The 19,129-nt window shown below is 62.4% G+C and carries 15 protein-coding genes; 8 read left to right on the top strand and 7 right to left on the bottom strand.

The features are described 5' to 3' along the window. Nucleotides 1-19: 19 nt before the first annotated feature. Genes ilvD through ACUXAC_RS24120 form a run of 4 tightly spaced genes read left to right on the top strand, consistent with a single transcriptional unit; the run spans nucleotide 20 to nucleotide 4,730 of the window. Nucleotides 20-1,870, top strand: a complete 1,851-nt coding sequence (gene ilvD, locus ACUXAC_RS24135) for a dihydroxy-acid dehydratase (RefSeq protein WP_033649965.1) — start codon at nucleotides 20-22, stop codon at nucleotides 1,868-1,870. A 5-nt stretch (nucleotides 1,871-1,875) separates the two neighbouring features. Next, on the top strand, nucleotides 1,876-3,420 hold the full coding sequence (gene ilvA, locus ACUXAC_RS24130; protein WP_033654502.1) for a threonine ammonia-lyase, biosynthetic: 1,545 nt from the start codon (nucleotides 1,876-1,878) through the stop codon (nucleotides 3,418-3,420). 53 nt (nucleotides 3,421-3,473) lie between these two features. Beyond that, nucleotides 3,474-4,007 carry a hypothetical protein gene (locus ACUXAC_RS24125; RefSeq protein WP_060441496.1) on the top strand — a complete coding sequence of 178 codons (534 nt, stop codon included), beginning with the start codon at nucleotides 3,474-3,476 and terminating at the stop codon, nucleotides 4,005-4,007. A 21-nt stretch (nucleotides 4,008-4,028) separates the two neighbouring features. Then, nucleotides 4,029-4,730 (top strand): DUF2461 domain-containing protein, encoded by a 702-nt coding sequence (locus ACUXAC_RS24120; RefSeq protein WP_102985373.1) that lies wholly within the window; start codon nucleotides 4,029-4,031, stop codon nucleotides 4,728-4,730. An 8-nt stretch (nucleotides 4,731-4,738) separates the two neighbouring features. Here ACUXAC_RS24120 and ilvY read toward each other — a convergent pair whose 3' ends face one another. Continuing rightward, nucleotides 4,739-5,629: an HTH-type transcriptional activator IlvY gene (gene ilvY / locus ACUXAC_RS24115; protein WP_100396802.1), complete on the bottom strand. Its 891-nt coding sequence runs from the start codon at nucleotides 5,627-5,629 to the stop codon at nucleotides 4,739-4,741. Between the two features lie 168 nt (nucleotides 5,630-5,797). On the opposite strand from ilvY, the gene ilvC reads away from it, so the two are divergent. Further along, nucleotides 5,798-7,273 (top strand): ketol-acid reductoisomerase, encoded by a 1,476-nt coding sequence (gene ilvC / locus ACUXAC_RS24110; protein WP_038874693.1) that lies wholly within the window; start codon nucleotides 5,798-5,800, stop codon nucleotides 7,271-7,273. Nucleotides 7,274-7,321: 48 nt separating this feature from the next. On the opposite strand, the gene ACUXAC_RS24105 is transcribed toward ilvC, so the two are convergent. After that, nucleotides 7,322-8,023, bottom strand: coding sequence for a LuxR family transcriptional regulator (locus ACUXAC_RS24105; protein ID WP_060441493.1), 702 nt, complete (start codon nucleotides 8,021-8,023; stop codon nucleotides 7,322-7,324). Nucleotides 8,024-8,266: 243 nt separating this feature from the next. Further along, nucleotides 8,267-9,199: a 2-dehydro-3-deoxygluconokinase gene (locus ACUXAC_RS24100; protein WP_084827063.1), complete on the bottom strand. Its 933-nt coding sequence runs from the start codon at nucleotides 9,197-9,199 to the stop codon at nucleotides 8,267-8,269. Between the two features lie 238 nt (nucleotides 9,200-9,437). On the opposite strand from ACUXAC_RS24100, the gene pdeH reads away from it, so the two are divergent. Beyond that, the gene (gene pdeH, locus ACUXAC_RS24095) at nucleotides 9,438-10,229 is read left to right on the top strand and encodes a cyclic-guanylate-specific phosphodiesterase (protein ID WP_060425390.1); all 792 of its coding nucleotides are present in this window, start codon (nucleotides 9,438-9,440) and stop codon (nucleotides 10,227-10,229) included. A gap of 90 nt (nucleotides 10,230-10,319) precedes the next feature. Then, nucleotides 10,320-12,359, top strand: coding sequence for an AsmA family protein (locus ACUXAC_RS24090; protein WP_060425392.1), 2,040 nt, complete (start codon nucleotides 10,320-10,322; stop codon nucleotides 12,357-12,359). Here the strand turns inward: ACUXAC_RS24090 and ACUXAC_RS24085 are convergent, their stop codons facing one another. From ACUXAC_RS24085 to yhjD, 3 genes are all read right to left on the bottom strand, one after another. Then, nucleotides 12,360-13,127, bottom strand: a complete 768-nt coding sequence (locus ACUXAC_RS24085) for a CDP-diacylglycerol diphosphatase (protein ID WP_047729636.1) — start codon at nucleotides 13,125-13,127, stop codon at nucleotides 12,360-12,362. Between the two features lie 101 nt (nucleotides 13,128-13,228). After that, entirely contained in the window at nucleotides 13,229-14,551 is a 1,323-nt protein-coding gene (locus tag ACUXAC_RS24080; protein ID WP_038874673.1) for an MFS transporter, read from the bottom strand. 328 nt (nucleotides 14,552-14,879) lie between these two features. Next, nucleotides 14,880-15,899: an inner membrane protein YhjD gene (gene yhjD / locus ACUXAC_RS24075; RefSeq protein WP_060441491.1), complete on the bottom strand. Its 1,020-nt coding sequence runs from the start codon at nucleotides 15,897-15,899 to the stop codon at nucleotides 14,880-14,882. Nucleotides 15,900-16,241: 342 nt separating this feature from the next. Between yhjD and ACUXAC_RS24070 the strand changes: the two genes are divergently transcribed. Continuing rightward, nucleotides 16,242-17,108, top strand: a complete 867-nt coding sequence (locus ACUXAC_RS24070) for a crotonase/enoyl-CoA hydratase family protein (RefSeq protein ID WP_038874666.1) — start codon at nucleotides 16,242-16,244, stop codon at nucleotides 17,106-17,108. A 16-nt stretch (nucleotides 17,109-17,124) separates the two neighbouring features. Here ACUXAC_RS24070 and pdeR read toward each other — a convergent pair whose 3' ends face one another. Then, nucleotides 17,125-19,119, bottom strand: coding sequence for a cyclic di-GMP phosphodiesterase (gene pdeR / locus ACUXAC_RS24065; RefSeq protein ID WP_060425399.1), 1,995 nt, complete (start codon nucleotides 19,117-19,119; stop codon nucleotides 17,125-17,127). Nucleotides 19,120-19,129: the final 10 nt, after the last annotated feature.

Here is a 19,129-nt window from a genome sequence, read left to right as displayed (position 1 = left end):
CATTTGGAGTGAAAAGAGCATGCCTAAGTACCGTTCCGCCACCACCACCCACGGCCGCAATATGGCGGGTGCCCGCGCATTGTGGCGCGCGACCGGGATGACCGACGCCGATTTCGGCAAGCCGATCATCGCCGTGGTCAACTCCTTTACCCAGTTCGTGCCGGGCCACGTGCATCTGCGCGATCTGGGCAAACTGGTCGCCGAGCAGATCGAAGCTTCTGGCGGCGTGGCCAAAGAGTTCAACACCATCGCGGTGGATGACGGCATCGCCATGGGCCACGGCGGCATGCTCTATTCCCTGCCGTCGCGCGAGCTGATCGCCGACTCGGTCGAATACATGGTGAACGCCCACTGCGCCGACGCGATGGTGTGCATCTCCAACTGCGACAAGATCACCCCGGGCATGCTGATGGCGGCGTTGCGCCTGAATATCCCGGTGATCTTCGTCTCCGGCGGCCCGATGGAAGCCGGCAAGACCAAACTCTCCAACCAGATCATCAAGCTGGATCTGGTGGATGCGATGATCCAGGGCGCTAACCCGAACGTCAGCGACGCCGACAGCGAGCAGATCGAGCGTTCCGCCTGCCCGACCTGCGGTTCCTGCTCCGGCATGTTCACCGCTAACTCGATGAACTGCCTGACCGAAGCGCTGGGCCTGTCGCAGCCGGGCAACGGCTCGCTGCTGGCCACCCACGCCGATCGCAAAGCGCTGTTCCTCAACGCCGGCAAGCGCATCGTCGAGCTGACCAAACGCTATTACGAGCAGGACGACGAGAGCGCGCTGCCGCGCAATATCGCCAACAAGGCGGCGTTTGAGAACGCCATGACGCTGGACATCGCCATGGGCGGCTCGACCAACACCGTACTGCACCTGCTGGCTTCGGCGCAGGAAGGCGAGGTGGACTTCACCATGGAAGACATCGATCGCCTGTCGCGCAAAGTGCCGCACCTGTGCAAGGTGGCGCCGAGCACGCAGAAATACCATATGGAAGACGTGCACCGCGCCGGCGGCGTCATCGGCATCCTCGGCGAGCTGGATCGCGCCGGCTTGCTGAACCGCGAGGTGAACAACGTGCTGGGGCTGACCCTGCCGCAGACGCTGGAAGCCTACGACGTAATGCTGACCCGCGACGAAAGCGTCAAGAAAATGTACTCCGCCGGGCCGGCCGGTATCCGCACCACGCAGGCATTCTCGCAGGACTGCCGCTGGGATTCGCTGGACACCGACCGCAAGGAGGGCTGCATCCGCACCCGTGAACACGCCTACAGTCAGGACGGCGGGTTGGCGGTGCTGTACGGTAACCTGGCGGAAAACGGCTGCATCGTCAAAACCGCCGGCGTAGACAAGGAAATCCTCACCTTCCGCGGCCCGGCCAAAGTGTATGAAAGCCAGGATGATGCGGTAGAAGCGATCCTCGGCGGCAAAGTGGTGGCGGGCGACGTAGTCGTTATCCGTTACGAAGGGCCGAAAGGCGGGCCGGGCATGCAGGAAATGCTTTACCCAACCACGTATCTGAAATCGATGGGGCTGGGCAAGGCGTGCGCGCTGATTACCGACGGGCGTTTCTCCGGCGGCACCTCCGGGCTGTCCATCGGCCACGCCTCGCCGGAGGCGGCCAACGGCGGCCTGATCGCCCTGGTGCAGGACGGCGACATGATCGCGATCGACATTCCTCATCGCGGCATCCAGCTGGACGTCAGCGAGCAGGAGCTGGCGGCGCGGCATGAAGCGGAACTGGCGCGCGGCGACGCGGCCTGGACGCCGAAAAACCGTGAGCGTCAGGTATCCTTCGCGCTGCGCGCCTACGCCTCGTTGGCCACCAGCGCCGACAAAGGCGCGGTGCGCGACAAGAGCAAACTGGGGGGATAAGCAGCATGGCGGTCTCTCAACCCCTACCCAGCGCCCCCTGCGGCGCGGAATATCTGCGAGCGGTACTGCGCTCGCCGGTCTACGAGGTGGCGCAGGTCACCCCGTTGCAGGCCATGAGCAAAATTTCTTCGCGCCTCGGCAACACCATTTTGGTGAAGCGCGAAGATCGCCAGCCGGTGCACAGCTTCAAGCTGCGCGGGGCCTATGCGATGATCGCCGGGCTGGACGAAGAGCAGAAGGCGCGCGGCGTCGTGACGGCTTCGGCCGGCAACCACGCGCAGGGCGTCGCCTTCTCCGGTAAACGGCTGGGCATCAAAACGCTGATCGTGATGCCGGTGTCCACTGCGGACATCAAGGTGGATGCGGTGCGCGGTTTCGGCGGTGAAGTGCTGCTGCACGGCGCCAATTTCGACGAGGCCAAAGCGAAGGCGATCGAGCTTTCCCAGCAGCAGGGCATGACCTTCGTGCCGCCGTTCGATCATCCGACGGTGATTGCCGGGCAGGGCACGCTGGCGATGGAGCTGCTGCAGCAAGACGCGCATCTGGATCGGGTCTTCGTGCCGGTCGGCGGCGGCGGCCTGGCCGCCGGGGTGGCGGTGCTGATCAAGCAGCTGATGCCGCAGATCAAAGTGATCGGCGTCGAAGCGGAAGACTCCGCCTGCCTGCGTGCGGCGCTGGATGCCGGCCATCCGGTGGATCTGGCGCGCGTCGGGCTGTTCGCCGAAGGCGTGGCGGTGAAGCGTATCGGCGACGAAACCTTCCGCCTGTGCCGTGAGTATCTGGACGACGTAATCACTGTGGACAGCGACGCCATCTGTGCGGCGGTCAAAGATCTGTTCGAGGACGTGCGTGCCATTGCCGAACCTTCCGGCGCGCTGGCGCTGGCGGGGCTGAAAAAGTACGTCCAGCAGCACAACATTCAGGGCGAGCGTCTGGCGCACGTCTTATCCGGCGCCAACCTCAACTTCCACGGGCTGCGCTACGTTTCCGAGCGTTGCGAACTGGGCGAACAGCGTGAAGCGCTGTTGGCGGTGACCATTCCGGAACAGCAGGGCAGCTTCCTCAAGTTCTGCCAACTGTTGGGCGGCCGCTCGGTGACCGAATTCAACTATCGCTACGCCGATGCCGACAACGCCTGTATTTTTGTCGGCGTGCGTCTGACGCGCGGGCACGCCGAACGGCGGGAAATCATCGACGAGCTCAATGCCGACGGTTATCAGGTGGTGGATCTGTCGGACGACGAGATGGCCAAACTGCACGTGCGCTACATGGTGGGCGGGCGTCCGTCGAAGCCGCTGCGCGAACGGCTGTACAGCTTTGAGTTTCCGGAGTCGCCGGGCGCGCTGCTGAAATTCCTGCAGACGCTGGGCACGCACTGGAACATTTCGCTGTTCCACTATCGCAGCCACGGCACCGACTTCGGCCGGGTGCTGGCGGCCTTCGAACTGGCGCAAACCGAGCCGGAATTCGAGCGGCACCTGCAGGCGCTGGGCTACGATTGCCACGACGAAACCGACAACCCGGCGTTCCGCTTCTTTTTGCAGGGGTGAGCCCGGTGCGTTTACCCGGCCGGCTGGCCCGCTTATTGACGCAGGGCCGGGAGATGGAACGCCAAATCGCGGCGCGCGATCGCGCACTGTTCGCCGGCGTGGATGCACAGCTCGAGCAGCATTTCCTGACGCCGGGCCAGCGGCTGTCGCCGCCTGGCGTCGGCAATGTCATGTTGCTGATGGTATGCCTGACGTTGGGGCTGGCGGGCGTGATGGGCCTGGCCACGGACGTGGCGGCCGCCTGGAGCGGCAAGACTTCCGCCGCCGTTCTCATGGGCAGCGGCGCGATCGTGGCGGTGTGGATGACGTTGATCCTGTTCCAACTGGTGCAGGGTAAAAACAGCGGGGTGGTATTGTTGCAATATTACCTTGGCATGCTCGGCCTGTTTTGCCTTGGCGCCGCGGCGGCGTGGGCGTCGGGGATGACCGGTATCGCCACCGTCGCCATGCTGCTGGGGGGCGTGGTTGGCGGTGCACTATTCAGCAACCGGGCGGCGTTCTCTCTCTATGTCGCTTACTTTCGCACGCGTCGGCGCGTGTTTATCAAACGCCGTTGGCAGAGGGAAGATCTGCGCAACACCCGATAAACCGTCAGAACGGAAAAACTTATGACGCAACCCTTCTCCGGCTTTAGCCAGCAGGGTCTGAATTTCCTGCAGCAGGTGCGGATCGAGAACGATAAGGCGTGGTTCGACGGCAACCGCGATATCTACGATCGCGAGCTGCTGGCGCCGTTTCGCGCGCTGGTGGAGCAGCTGGCTCCCGGCATGCTGGCGATCGACCCGCAGTTCGAGACTCGCCCGGCGATCGGCAAAACGCTATCGCGCATTCATCGCGACACGCGTTTTTCTCATGACAAATCGCGCTACCGCAGCCGCATGTGGCTGACGTTCAAGCGTCCGAGCAAAGACTGGAAAGACGCGCCGGTCTACTTTTTCGAACTGGGGCCGGACATGCTGCGCTATGGGCTCGGCTACTACAGCGCCAACAAGCCGACCATGGATCTGTTCCGCCATACGCTGAGGCAGCGGCCGCAGCCTTTCCTTGAGGTGGCCGCCTGCTGCCGGCGGCCGTTCGAGCTGGTGGGTGAGAGCTACAAGCGCCCGCTGGTGAAGGAGCAGGCGGCGGAGATCGCCACCTGGTACAACCGCAAGTCGTTTGCGGTGATGGTGACCGACAGCGAAGTGGAAAAGCTGTTCAGCGCCGATCTGGTGCCGCTGCTGACCGGGGCCTTTTTGCAGCTTGAGCCGCTCTACCACTGGCTGATGCAGGTAGAGACGATGAAGCAGATCGATCCGGCGGATCTGTAAACCTCGCGTCAGCGGGGATGCAGCAAGCGCCAAAAGGCGTCGATCAGCGGATCGCCGAGGCGCTTTTTCTGGACGCAGACCCCCAGCTCGAACGGTTCGACCATCGAGATGTTATCCAGCTGCGAGATGCGGTTGCGTACCGGCTCCGGGCTGTTGTCCACCACCACGCTCGGGATCAGCGCGATGCCGCAGCCCAAAGCGACCATCGACACGATGGCTTCGTGGCCGCCGACGGTGGCGTAAATCAGCGGATTGCTAATGCGGTGGCGGCGGAACCACAGCTCGATGCGTTTTCGCGAGGGGCCGTGCTCCGGCAGGATGAACGGGATCTCGGCCCAGTCGGGCCTGTCGGCGAATGCCTGGCTGCGCACCGCACAGGGCAGCGCCGGCGCGATCAGCACCAGCGGGATTTCGCCGATTTTGGTGAACGCCACGCTGGCGGGCAGCGTTTCCGGCCGGCCGGCGATGCCGAGATCGGCCTCGTTGGATTGCACTTTGTCGACCGCGTCGGCGGCGTCGCCGGTGGTCAGCTTAATCTCGACCAGCGGGTGCTGCGCGCGGAAACGATCGAGGATCGGCGGCAGGTGGCTGTACGCCGCGGTCACCGAGCAGAACAGCCGCAGTTCGCCGCTCAGCGAAGGGCCGTGCTGGCCGAGCGAGTGCTTCAGCTGCTGATACTGCAGCAGCGTTTGCTGGGCGAATTCTTTCAGCTGTTCGCCGGCGTCGGTCAGCTGCACGGTGCGGTTGTCGCGCAGGAAAAGCGGCTGCCCGAGGATCTCTTCCAGCCGCTGGATCTGGCGGGAGAGCGTCGATGGGCTGACGTGCATCGCCTTGGCGGTGCGCCCGAAGTGATGGCTTTCGGCCAAATGCAGGAACAGCTTTAAATCACGTAAATCCATATCGATACGCTCGCAGTGAGAGTGTTGCATAAATTGCAATATCACGTTCTCAATATATCAATTTAAGCAACGAATTTCCTGTTATACATTGAGTTTAACGAATCTCCGCACAGACAGGGCGGGGAATGAAAATAACAATGCAAGACAACATCAAACCGGAGTACCACCATGGCTAACTATTTCAACACATTGAACCTGCGTCAGCAGTTGGCGCAATTGGGTAAATGCCGCTTTATGGCGCGCGACGAATTTGCTGACGAAGCCGGCTACCTGAAAGGTAAAAAAGTGGTGATTGTCGGCTGTGGCGCCCAGGGTCTGAACCAGGGGCTGAACATGCGCGACTCCGGCCTGGACGTCGCCTATGCCCTGCGCAAAGAAGCGATCGACGAGAAGCGCGCTTCCTGGCGCAAGGCGACCGAAAACGGCTTTAAGGTCGGCACCTACGAAGACCTGATCCCGCAGGCGGATCTGGTGGTCAACCTGACGCCGGACAAGCAGCACTCTTCCGTGGTGCGCGCGGTGCAGCCGCTGATGAAAGACGGCGCGGCGCTGGGTTACTCCCACGGCTTCAACATCGTTGAAGTGGGTGAGCAGGTGCGTAAAGACATCACCGTGGTGATGGTCGCGCCGAAATGCCCGGGCACCGAAGTGCGTGAAGAGTACAAGCGCGGCTTCGGCGTGCCGACTCTGATTGCGGTTCACCCGGAAAACGATCCGAAAGGCGAAGGCATGGCGATCGCCAAGGCCTGGGCGGCGGCGACCGGCGGCCACCGCGCCGGCGTGCTGGAGTCCTCCTTCGTCGCCGAAGTGAAATCCGACCTGATGGGCGAGCAGACCATTCTGTGCGGCATGCTGCAGGCGGGTTCGCTGCTGTGCTTCGACAAGCTGGTTGCTGAGGGCACCGATCCGGCTTACGCCGAGAAACTGATTCAGTTCGGCTGGGAAACCATCACCGAAGCGCTGAAGCAGGGCGGCATCACGCTGATGATGGATCGCCTGTCCAACCCGGCCAAGCTGCGTGCCTATGCGCTGTCCGAACAGCTGAAAACCATCATGGCGCCGCTGTTCCAGAAGCACATGGATGACATCATCTCCGGCGCGTTCTCCAGCGGCATGATGGCCGACTGGGCGGAAGACGACGTGAAATTGCTGACCTGGCGCGAAGAGACCGGCAAAACCGCGTTCGAGAATGCGCCGCAGTTTGAAGGCAAAATCAGCGAGCAAGAGTACTTCGATCACGGCGTGCTGATGGTGGCGATGGTGAAAGCGGGCGTTGAGCTGGCGTTCGAAACCATGGTCGATGCCGGCATCATCGAAGAGTCGGCTTACTATGAGTCGCTGCACGAGCTGCCGCTGATTGCCAACACCATTGCGCGCAAACGTCTGTATGAAATGAACGTGGTTATCTCCGATACCGCAGAGTACGGCAACTACCTGTTCGCCAACGCGGCGGTGCCGCTGCTGAAGGACTTCATGACCACCCTGCAGGCGGGCGATTTGGGCAAAGCCGCGGCGGGTACGGCGGTGGACAACGCGCAGCTGCGCGACGTGAACGAAGCGGTGCGCAGCCACCCAATCGAAACCGTCGGTCGCAAACTGCGTGGCTACATGACCGACATGAAACGTATCGCCGTTGCGGGCTGATTTTCCGCAAGGTAAAGAACACAAAGCCGGCTGTGATGCCGGCTTTTTTTATGCCTCCGGCGGCGCGAGCAGCTGCCGTTCAAGGCAGCGCCGGATCGCGTGTTTGGCGTTGGCGACCCCCAGCTTACGCACCGCATTGCCGATGTGAAACTTCACCGTGCCGGTTTTGATCCCCAGGATCAGCGCGATCTCATGGTAGGTTTTGCCCTGGCTGGCCCAGTAGAGGATTTCCCCTTCGCGCGGCGAGAGCCGGTCTGTCCGGCTCGCCTCGGCGCTGGCCAAGGCCAGAGCGTGCTGGTGGGTATCGACCAATACCATCTGCAGGCTGGCCCTCTCGTCTTCCATCAGCTGCCGCAGATCGGCGTCATCGGCTGCCGTGGCGCTGATCGACAAGATCGCCAGGTTGTTGTCGTGATCGTGCAAAACAAAGCTGCAGCCGTGCACGATGTCGTATTCCCGCGCCTGGCTGAAGATCTTCCGGTAATGCCGATCCTCGGTGGTGACGGGGGTGTCGTGCCACATGAAGGGCGCGCAGCGACTATGGGCGGCGCGCACGACGGGATCGATGCGCTGATAGCGATTGGCGCTGTAGATGTCCAGCCATTCTTGCGGGTAGCTCGAGACCAGCAGATGGCGATCGGGACGGTGTTTGTTGAAGGTCAAATAAGCGTATTTGAATTGGCTGAAGGCGTGCAGTCGGCCGTCAAGATGCAGTCTTGCGGCGACGGCGTTGGCGAATGCGACGGCCATCGGTAACCTCCCTGTCGTTCGGCGGCTCAGCCCGACCTGCACCAAAGTCCAGCTAGTCAGTGCGGCGGATTGAAATTTATACTCGGCTAATAAATTCAAAAAGGCGGTAATGCCAAGACCCGAGCTTAGCAGCTCTGGGCGGAAATAAGCCAACGCCAGGGAAATTCTTTCAATCATCCTCTGATCAATGTTTCTGGGAACTATTGCGCGGGCGGCGGGGTAACCTCGCCGCCGCCTTATTGGCTATGCGGGCATTGCCGTTGCGGGAATGATGGCGCCGCGATGTTGGATCACCGTCGCGGCAAGCCGGTGGCCGCGCTGCGCCGCCTGCTGGGCGCTGCCGCCGCTCAGGCGTTCCGCCAGATAACCGGCGCTGAAAGCGTCGCCCGCCGCGGTGGTATCCACTACGCACTCCGGCGGCAGCGCAATCGCCGGTACCTCAAGTCGCTCTCCCTCCACGCCGAACACCAGACAGGCATCCGCGCCGCGTTTGATAACGATCTCGCCGACGCCGAGCGCCTGCGTGCGTGCCACCACCTGTTCAACCGGCTGCGTGCCCCACAGCAACGCTTCGTCATCCAGCGTCAGGAAGGCAATGTCGGTGCAGGCCAGCACCTCGCGGTAGGCCAGCTGTGTTTCTTCACGGCTTTGCCACAGGCGCGGGCGGTAGTTGTTGTCGAAGATAACCTGGCCGCCGTTGGCGCGGCAGCGGTGCAGCAGCGCCAGCAGCTTCGTGCGGTCGGCAGGCGCGAGGATCGCCAGGCTAATGCCGCTGAGATACAGATAATCGAACTGCGCCAGCTGGGCGCACAGTACCTCGGCCTGGGGGCCCGCAAGCCAATACCGGGCGGCGGCGTCGTTGCGCCAGTAGTAGAAGGTGCGTTCGCCGGCGGCGTCGGTTTCGATCACGTACAGGCCCGGCAGTTTGTTTTCCAACTGCTGAATCAGCCCGGTCTCGATCTTCTCCTGCCGCCAGGCCTGCAGCATCTCGCCGCTGAAGCTGTCGGTGCCGAGCGCGGTGACGTAATGCACCTGCAGCGCCTGTTCCGGCATTTGGCGGGCGAGGTAGACGGCGGTGTTGAGGGTATCGCCGCCAAAGCCGCGCGTCAGCTGCGCGCCCTGCTGCGACAGCTCGATCATGCATTCGCCGATCACGGCGAGATTTCGGATAGTCATCGTCAATAAGCCCTGGCTAAAGAAGAAGCAACAGCCATCAGTCTCCACGCAAGGCGGTGAGGGAGTCAATAAATTAAAACAGTGTTTTAATTTTTTATGATCGCGATCGGCCCATGCCAACAGGGCGAAGAGGAAAGCGCGCGGCAATTCATGCTTAAAGTTTTACGCGGTACGGCCGATAAGCTGGGTAAAGAAACAGCGGCAGCGCTCTCACTTCCCCGCCACGGCGATAGTACCGATGATAACCAACCTGATCTCGGGTCTGCTGGCGCCCTGTTTTGCCCTCTATGCCTGCGCCAAATCGCGGCGCTACTGGCGGCAATGCCGGCGCTTGTATACCTTCCAGCCGATTTATCGCACCAGCGGCGCGCTGCTGGCGGTGGAACTGCTGACGGCGGTATATCACCCGAATGAGCCGGACAAACGGCAATCTCCCGAACAGTATTTCGCCTCGCTCGGCGTCGCCCAGCGTTTGCGGGTGATCCAGGAACAGCTGGCGTTGTTGCAGCGCTGGCAGGCATTGTTCATTCGCCACGCGGTGATGGTGTCGGTCAATATCGACGGCATCGCGCTGCAAGCGTTGCAACGTCATAGCGAGCTGCAACGCCAGATCGCCGAGATGCCCTATCTGCGCTTCGAGCTGGTGGAGCACGCCGAAACGGCGTCAAACCACCCGTTGCAGCAGATCGTCGGCGGCGAACGGCTGTGGCTGGACGATTTCGGCAGCGGGCTGGCCAACTTCTCCGCCGTCGGCGCCTGGCGCTATCAATACATCAAGGTGGCGCGCGAGTTGTTCACCTTGCTCAAACAGTCGGAAGAGGGCGTACAGCTGCTCGGCACCCTGATCACGATGATGAACCAGCACAGCGACGGGGTGATCGTCGAAGGCGTGGAAACCGAGCAGGAGTGGCGGCTGGTGCAGCGTTCCGGCGCGTTGGCCGCGCAGGGCTACTATCTTTCCCGCCCGGCGTGCTTTGAAACTCTGCACAGCGTACCGACGCTGTTCGCCGCGCCCGGCGCGCCGGCGTGAACTCCGGCCTATCCTCAGCTAGGCTTAAACGGGGCTGCTCATTCTTTTTCCTTTCATTCGGCAGCCCGGTTTATGTGCTGAGGGAGCCCTATGACAAGAACAGGAAAGGTTTTCAGCTGGCTGGGCGGCATTGTGCTGCTGGCGATCGTCGCGCTGGCGATCTTCATCGCTACCTTCGACTGGAATCGACTCAAACCCACCATCAACGACAAAGTGTCGGCCGAACTGCGGCGGCCGTTCGCCATCCGCGGCGATCTGGGCGTCGACTGGTCGCGTAACCGGGATGAGGGCGGCTGGCGCGCCTGGGTGCCCTGGCCGCATATTCACGCCGAAGACGTGTGGCTGGGTAACCCGAAAAACATGCCCGGCGACAGCATGGTGACGCTGCAGCGCGTCGACGCCAGCATCGCGCCGCTGGCGCTGCTGAGGAAAGAACTGCTGATCCCGCGCATCTGGCTCAAGCAGCCGAATGCGTCGTTGGAACGCCTGGCCAACGGCGACAACAACTGGACGTTTGATCTGGCTGCTGGCCAGGATCCGCAGCAACCGCCTTCCGCCTGGTCGTTCACCGTTCACGACATCGTGTTCGACAAGGGACAGATCGCCTTTAAAGACGCCACCCTGAAGGCGGATTTCCGCGCCGTCATCGATCCGCTCGGTAAACCGCTGCCGTTCAGTGAAGTGACCGGCAAGCAGAGCGGCGGCAAGGCCGCTACCCCCGACTACGTTTTCGGTTGGCAGGTCAAGGGCAAATATAACGGCGAACCGCTGAGCGGCAGCGGCAAGATCGGCGGCATGCTGTCACTGCAGAGCGCCGATCTGCCGTTCCCGCTGCAGGCCGACGTGCGTTCCGGCAGCACCCGTGTTGCGGTGGCGGGCACCTTGTCCGATCCGCTGAACCTCGGCGGCCTGGACGTGCAGCTGAAATTTTCCGGCGAAAGCCTGGGTGACCTCTATGGCCTGACCGGCGTGCTGCTGCCGAACACGCCGCCGTATGCGACCGATGGCCATCTGATAGCCCGCCTGCATCAGCCGGGCGGCGCCGTGTTCGAATATCAGAAGTTCGACGGCAAAATCGGCGACAGTGACATTCACGGTGACTTGAAATACGTTGCCGGTAAGCCGCGGCCGACGCTGAGCGGCGCGGTGAGCTCCCGGCAGCTGAGGTTGGCGGATCTGGCGCCGTTGATCGGCGCGGATTCCAACGCTGCCAAAGCCGGGCGCGGCGAGAAGAGCCGCCAACCGGCGGATAAGGTGCTGCCGGTCGCGCAGTTCGATACGCAAAGCTGGCGCAAGATGGATGCGGACGTGAAGTTTGCCGCCGCGCGCATCGAACGCGGCAGCGATTTACCGCTGAGCGATTTGGCCACGCACCTGAAGCTGAACAATGGCGAGTTGCGTCTGGATCCGCTGCGCTTCGGCATGGCGGGCGGCAGCCTGAACGCCGTGGTGCGCCTCGACGGCGGCAAAAAGCCGATGCGCGGCCAGGTGGATATGCACGCGCGCAAACTCCAGCTCAAACAGCTGTTGCCGAACGTAGCGGCGATGAAGCGCAGCCTTGGGCAAATGAACGGCGATGCCAGGCTGACGGGCAGCGGAAATTCGGTGGCCGAGCTGCTGGCGACCAGCAACGGCGACCTGCGCCTGTTGATCAATAACGGGGTGATCAGCCGTAGCCTGATGGAGATCCTCGGCCTGAACGTCGGCAACTATCTGGTGGCGCAGCTGTTCGGCGACGACGTGGTGGGCATCAACTGTGCCGCGGCGGACGTCGGCATCCGCAGCGGCGTCGCCGCGCCGCGGCTGTTCGTGTTCGACACCGAGAACGCGGTGATCAACATCACCGGCAACACCAACCTCGCCACCGAACGGCTGGATTTGTCCATCGATCCGGAAAGCAAGGGGATGCGCGTGCTGACCCTGCGCTCGCCGCTGTACGTGAAAGGCACCTTCAAGCACCCCGACGCCGGGGTGAAAGCCGGGCCGCTGATCGCGCGCGGCGCGGCGGCGGTGGCGTTGGGGGCGGTGCTGACGCCGGCGGCGGCGCTGCTGGCGCTGGTCTCGCCCAGTGAAGGCGGCGAGGAAAACCAGTGCGGGCAGATCCTGCGGGAGATGAAAGGCAAAAAGTAATCAGGCACGCGGCGGCGGTGAGAGTAGCCGGCAGTCGTGATCCTGGATCTCTTCCGCCGAGGCCAGGGTGAACGGCAGCAGGCTGCGCTCGGTCGCCAGCAGCAGGAAATCGCCGTCCGGCAGCGCGGTCATCGCCAGGCCGAAGCTGCCCATGCGCCCGTCGGCGCGCGGCAGGCCGGAGGCCAACAGACGGAAGGCGCCCTGTTGCTCCAGCTCGGCAGGGGTCACCCGCCGCCCCAGATAGTCATGCCCCAACAGGCCGCCGGGCAGCGGTTGCCATTGCTCGATAAAATCGGGGCCGATCTGCGCCAGCCGCTGTTTTACCGCCGGCAACAGGCAGGAGATATGAATATGCAGCTGGTTTTGCGTGCGGCCATATTCCGAGTTGATCGCCAGTGAAATATCGCCGTCGTCGATCGGTTTGCCATAGCGTTCCGCCATCACGTGGCGCGCGCGCCAGGCCTGGGCGAAGAAATTCGGCGTGGCGGCGTCCAGCACCGCCGGGCTTTCTATCCCGGTGATTTTGGCGCTGGGCATCAGCAGGTATTGCAGCGGCCCGTTGCGATCTTTAAACACCACGAAGCCGGCCGGCACATCCACCTGCGCGCAGGGCGCCGGGTTGTCATGCGCCTGCTGATTGGGCAGACATTGCTGGCTGACGATGCGCCACAGCGCATCGGGATGGTCGGGCTTCAACCCGTAATAGAGCGCGATGGCGAGAGCCGCCAGCAGCGCAACGCAGACAAATACCCCACGACGCAGAGACATCGGCCAATCCTGTTACCGAGAGAAACGTCCAGCATAGCCCGGTTTTATGACAGGAAACGAACAACGCGTGCGGCCCCCCGCAGTGAGGGGGCCGTAGGGGATCACAGCGACTGGTGGCGGGTTTCTTTCATCAGCAGCAGGGCCAACAGCGTCAACCCAGCCATCGCCGCCAGGTACATGCCGACGTAGAACAGCCCGTAGTGGGCCGCCAGCCAGGTGGCGATATAAGGCGCCACGGACGCGCCGAGAATAGACGCGACGTTGTAGGAGAACGATGCGCCGGTATAGCGCACTTCGGTCGGGAACAGCTCCGGCAGCAGCGCGCCCATGGGGCCAAAGGTCAGCCCCATGATGCTCAGGCCGCACAGCAGGAAGCCCATCACCAGCGCCTGGTTACCGGAACCCAGCAGGGTCGGGAACAGGAACGCGAAGCCGATCATCAGCAGGGTAATGGCGATCATGGTCTTGCGGCGGCCGAACGCGTCCGCCAGCAGGCCGGCGATCGGTACCATCACGCCGAAACCGATTACCGCCACCATCAGCATCCACAGGAAGCTGTTGCGGGAGTAGCCGAGCCCCAACGGCTGCGGCGTGGTGCCGTAGGTCATCGAATACACCGTCATCAGATAAAACAGCGTGTAGGTCGCCAGCATGATGAAAGTGCCGAGGATGGTCGCTTTCAGATGCTTGCTCAGCAGCGTGCCGAGTGGCACTTTCACCTGTTTGCCGGCTTTGGCCACTTTGGCGAACACCGGCGTTTCATGCAGCGACACCCGAACGTACAGGCCAATCAGCACCAGCGCGGCGGAGAGGATGAACGGCACGCGCCAGCCCCATTCCATAAACTGCTGGTCGCTCAGCAGCCAGGAGAGCAGCAGGAAGGTGCCGTTGGCGAAGAAGAAGCCGATCGGCGCGCCCAACTGGGGGAAGGAGCCGTACAGCGCGCGCTTTTTGGCCGGCGCGTTCTCCGTCGCCAGCAGGGCGGCGCCGCCCCATTCGCCGCCCAGTCCCAGGCCCTGCCCGAAGCGCGCCAGCGCCAGCAGGATAGGGGCGAAGATGCCGATGGTTTCATAGCTCGGCAGCAGGCCGATCAGCACGGTGGAAATCCCCATGGTCAGCAGCGAGGCGACCAGCGTGACCTTGCGCCCCACGCGATCGCCGAAGTGCCCGAACAGCGCAGAGCCGATAGGGCGCGCGACAAAGGCGACGGCGAAGGTGGCCAGCGACTGCAGCGTTGCGGTGGTCGGGTCGCCCTGTGGGAAGAAGATATGTGGAAACACGATCACCGCGGCGGTGGCGTAGATGTAGAAGTCGAAGAACTCGATGGCGGTACCGACCAGCGAGGCGACGATGACTTTCCCGCGGGAGTTCACCGGTGTGGACGCGTCGTCGGCGTCGAGTGGGGGTGCGATGGTGGCTTGCATAATATTTCTTATTGTTGGAAGGGGTAAAAATCCATCTTAGTGACAGCATTCGGCCTTTTCAACGCGGGAACTTTGGGCAATGGCCCCGCTAACCGGTTAAAAAGACTAATGTTTTATCTGGCTTGTTTTCTGCAGCGTTAAACGTTGAGAAAGGGCTTTCGTGCAGAGGGAATGGCTGTAAAAGCGGCAAAGAAAAGTGAGCGGGCAGTTTGTTATGCTGGTTTTTCGGATCGCGTGCCGAGTTATTTAGACGTATTGACTGGTTTTCTGGCTGATATCCAGAGGAAAGTGCCGGTGTGTGCGATAACACCGGCACGATCGCATGGCTTCAGCGCGTCGGCGGCTCGCGTTCCGGCAACGCTTTGTCGCCTTTGTAGTCGGCGGTGGCGATCCAGGCGGCGCAAAACAGCGTCAAACGAGCGAAGAAGTAGAAGAACGCCATCAGCCCGATCACCGATCCGAAGGCCGCGCCGGAAGGCGACTTCGCCACCTGCGGCAGCGTCATGGTCATCACGAACTTGATCACCTCAAAGCCGATGGCGGCGAGCAAGGTGCCGCGCAGCAGCGCTTTTTTCTTCGGTTTGTGGCGCGGCAGCATCCAGAAAATCCACAGGAACAGCAGATAGTTGGCGAAGATCGAGATCGACAGCGCGATCAGCGTCAGCGCCGGCCGCAGCCATTCGATGCCGTCCAGCCCCAGCGCATTGACGATCGCCGCCTGCGCCGACCCGGCGACCGAAGTCAGCGACAGCGTAATGATCAGCGCGACCACCAGGCCGGTCAGCGAGATGAAGTCGCGGGTGTATTTGAAGTAGATTTTCTCCTGATCCTGCGGATTGCGCTCCCAGACATCGCGCGACTGCGCGCGGATCGCCTCGCGCAGGTTGCCCATCCAGCTGATGCCGGAATAGAGCGCCAGCGCCAGGCCGGTCAATCCCACGGTGGTGCGCTGCTGAATGGCGGTGTTGACGGTGTTCTTCAGCGTGCTGGCCAGCGTCGGATCGCTGATGCTGCCGACGATGCGGTTGATCAAGCGGGCCAGCAGATCCGGGTTGGAGGCCAGCACGAAGCCGGCGGCGGCAAACGACACCATCAGGATCGGGATCAGCGAGAGGAATGAAAAATAGGTAATAGCGGCGCCGAACTGGCTACCCAGCCGATCGTTAAAGCGTTCGGCGGCGCGCAGCAGGTGCGCCACGCTTGGCCAGGCTTTGATGCGTTCAATCAGACGTGAAAAACCACCGATGCGGCGGTCGAGGGTCTCATGGCCGGTCTTGATGGCGATAAGCGGCTTCGGCGGCGTGTCTTGTGCGGGCTGGTGGCGTTCCTGGTCTGGTCCTGTAGGCATTACTTCACGATTTCCTTAACGTTAAACGGCATGTTTCAGCGTTGATTATAGCCAAAGCCCCGCAGCGTTTTGAACGCCGGGGCGGCAAACGGTCATTTTCCGAGCTTAGCGCGTTAGCGCCCGGCATGAAATGCCGGGGAGGGGTCGATAGGTAAAATTCCTATGAAAACCCCGTGGCGCCTCGGTTTTTTTCACTTCCCTACCTCCAATTTTTATCTGTTTCGTCGGCGAGAAAGCGTTTACTCATGATGTGGCGTCGCGCTTTTGCCGCCCACCGCTCCGCTGCAGCCGTAGGGGCTGGAACGGTCTCATCCGTCATCAACAGAAAAACTGGAAGGTCTTATGAAATTGCTTAATCACCCCACCTGTCGTCCGTTTACCGAAGCGGGCAATCTGTCGCAGCTGTCCGCCTACTATGAAGAGGGGCGGCACATCATGTGGATGCTGCTGCGCGCCGCGCCGCGCCCCTGCTTCAACCAGGCGCTGATCGAAGACATCATGACGCTGGCGCAGGCGGCGAAGGAGTCTTCGCTGCGGTTCGATTTCTGGGTCACCGGCTCGCTGGTGCCGAACATGTTCAACGTCGGCGGCGATCTGCAGTTCTTCGCCGAAGCGATCAAAAACCGCAAGCGCGAGGCGATGATGGCCTACGCGCGCGCCTGCATCGACTGCGTACATGCGGCGGCGCGCGGTTTCGACACCGGCGCGGTCAGCATTGCGATGGTCGAAGGCAGCGCGCTGGGCGGCGGCTTTGAAGCGGCGCTGGCGCACCATTTCGTGCTGGCGCAGAACAACGCGCGCATGGGGTTTCCGGAGATCGCGTTCAACCTGTTTCCCGGTATGGGCGGTTACTCGCTGGTGGCGCGCAAGGCTGGCATGCGCTTGGCCGAGGAGCTGATTTGGGGCGGCGAGTCGCACACCGCAGAGTGGTTCGAGAGCCGCGGGCTGGTAGACCAGCTGTTCCAGCCCGGCGACGCCTACATGGCGACGCGCACCTTTATCGATACCATACGGCCGAAGCTCAACGGCATGCGCGCCATGCTGCGGGCGCGTCAGCGCGTGTTGCAGCTGACGCGTTCCGAGCTGATGGACATTACTGAAGACTGGGTGCACTCGGCCTTTACCATTGAGGAAAAAGACCGCGCCTACATCGAGCGGCTGGTGATGTTGCAGGATCGCCATACCCTGAACCTGCGTCGTGCCGGCTAACGTTAACGCGCCCGCCTCACGCGGAGGGTGAGTGCGGGCGGTAGGACTGCAGCCAATGCTCCAGCTGTTCCGGGAGCATTGGCCGCGCAAACAGAAAGCCCTGTTTTTCGTCCACGCCGACCTCGTCGAGGAAGTGGTTTTCGCTCTCGGTCTCCACCCCTTCGGCGATCACCCGGAACGCCAACGCCTCTGCCGCCGCAACGATCGCGCGCACCAACGATTGCGATACCGGGTTGAAATTCACCCCGCGCACGAAGCTTTTATCCAGCTTGATGGCGTCCAGCGGAATACGCGCCAGCTGCGCCAGCGACGAATAGCCGGTGCCGAAGTCGTCGAGATGCACCTGCGCGCCCAGTTCGCGCAACCGGGTGATCAGCGCGCGAGCGCGGTTCTCGTCTTCAATCAGGCTGCTTTCGGTCAACTCGAAGTCCAACAGACAAGGGGCCATGCGGTGACGGCGCAGCACCCCGAGCAGGTCGTTGACGATGCTGTCGTCGGCCAGCTGCCGGGCGGAGAGGTTGACCGCCACCCGCAGATTCAATCCCTGCTCTTGCCACTGCGCCGCCTGGCCGGCGGCGGTCTGCAATACCCATTGCCCCAGTGGGCCGATCAGGCCGGACTCCTCGGCGTAGGAGATGAACTGCAGCGGCGGGATCAGGCCGCGCTCCGGCGAATCCCAGCGCACCAGCGCTTCCACGCTGTGCACTTCACCGCTGCGCGCGTCGATTTTCGGCTGGTAATACAGCACCAGCTGATTTTGCTCCAGGCCTTTGCGCAGATTGGTGTCCAGCCACATGTATTCGGCGACGCGCTTGTTCATCTCCGGCGAGAAGACGGTATAGGTGCGTTTGCCGTGCTCCTTGGCGACGTACATGGCGGTATCGGCGCTGCGGATCAGGCTGTCGAGATCGTTGCCGTGCTCCGGGCACAGCGCGATGCCGATCGAACAGCCGGTATACACCTCAATCAGGCCGATGCGGAAAGGGGTTTTCAGCCTGTCGATGATGCGCTGCGCCAGCGTTTGCAGGCGCTCGCGATCGGTTTGCGGCGCCAGCACCAAGAATTCGTCGCCGCCGAGGCGGGCGAGCACCTGGTCCGGGCTCAGGCAGCCGAGGATCGCCAGCGCGACCTCGACCAGCAGCCGATCGCCGAACATATGGCCGTAGGCGTCGTTGACCTTCTTGAAGTTGTCGAGATCGAGGTAGACCAGGCCGAAACTCTCTTCGCCGCGCGTGGCGATGGCGTGATTGATTTTGTCCTGGATCGCGTTACGGTTCGGTAGGCCGGTGATGAGATCGGTGTTGGCCAGCACCCGCAGCCGCTCCTGCGCACGGCGTTCTTCGGTGATGTCGGTACCGGAGCAGATAAGATACACCTCGTTCTTGCCGCTGCCGCTGTGCACGAACTTATTGCGGAACAGGAACAGCCGTTCGCCCTTGACCGTTTTTACCCAGCGTTCCACCTCATAGGACGAACCGTTGCGGAAGAAGCCGGCGATGTTGCGCCGCGAAGCGGCGGCTTCTTCCGGGCTCATAAACAGCTGGAAAACGTTTTTGCCGATCACTTCATGTTCGCGCAGCCCGGTGTACTCCTCGCTCAGCCGGTTGAAGCGTTGGATGCGGCCGTGCTGATCGACGATCACGATCACCGAGTTGGCTTCGGACACCACCTGCTCGGCGAAGGAGAGGCCGTGCACCAGATCGCGCGCCACGGATTGGGTGTCGCTGAAGGCGGAAGCGGTGCCCGCCCATTCGAGATTATTGACGCGGCGCCCCACCAGATGCAGATGCAGCGGTTCTCCGGCGAGCGTAATGGTCAGTTCAAGGCTGGCGGTGACGCCGGTCAGACGGCGGATTTTCGCCGCTTCCATGGCGCTGAGCGCCACCGCGACGTGGGCTTTGCCCTTAACGGCGGACAGCTCCAGGGCATTGCTGTCAAACGCCAGCCGCCAGTGGGGGCTTTGGGTGCCGAAGTGGGCGTTAAGAAGCTCAGGGCCTTGGTCTGCGGGCATGATGATTCCT

The organism is Serratia sp. 121840015-1, from assembly GCF_053627655.1.
Note: the sequence above shows the minus strand (reverse complement) of the source record. Positions and strands in the feature narration are given on the sequence as shown.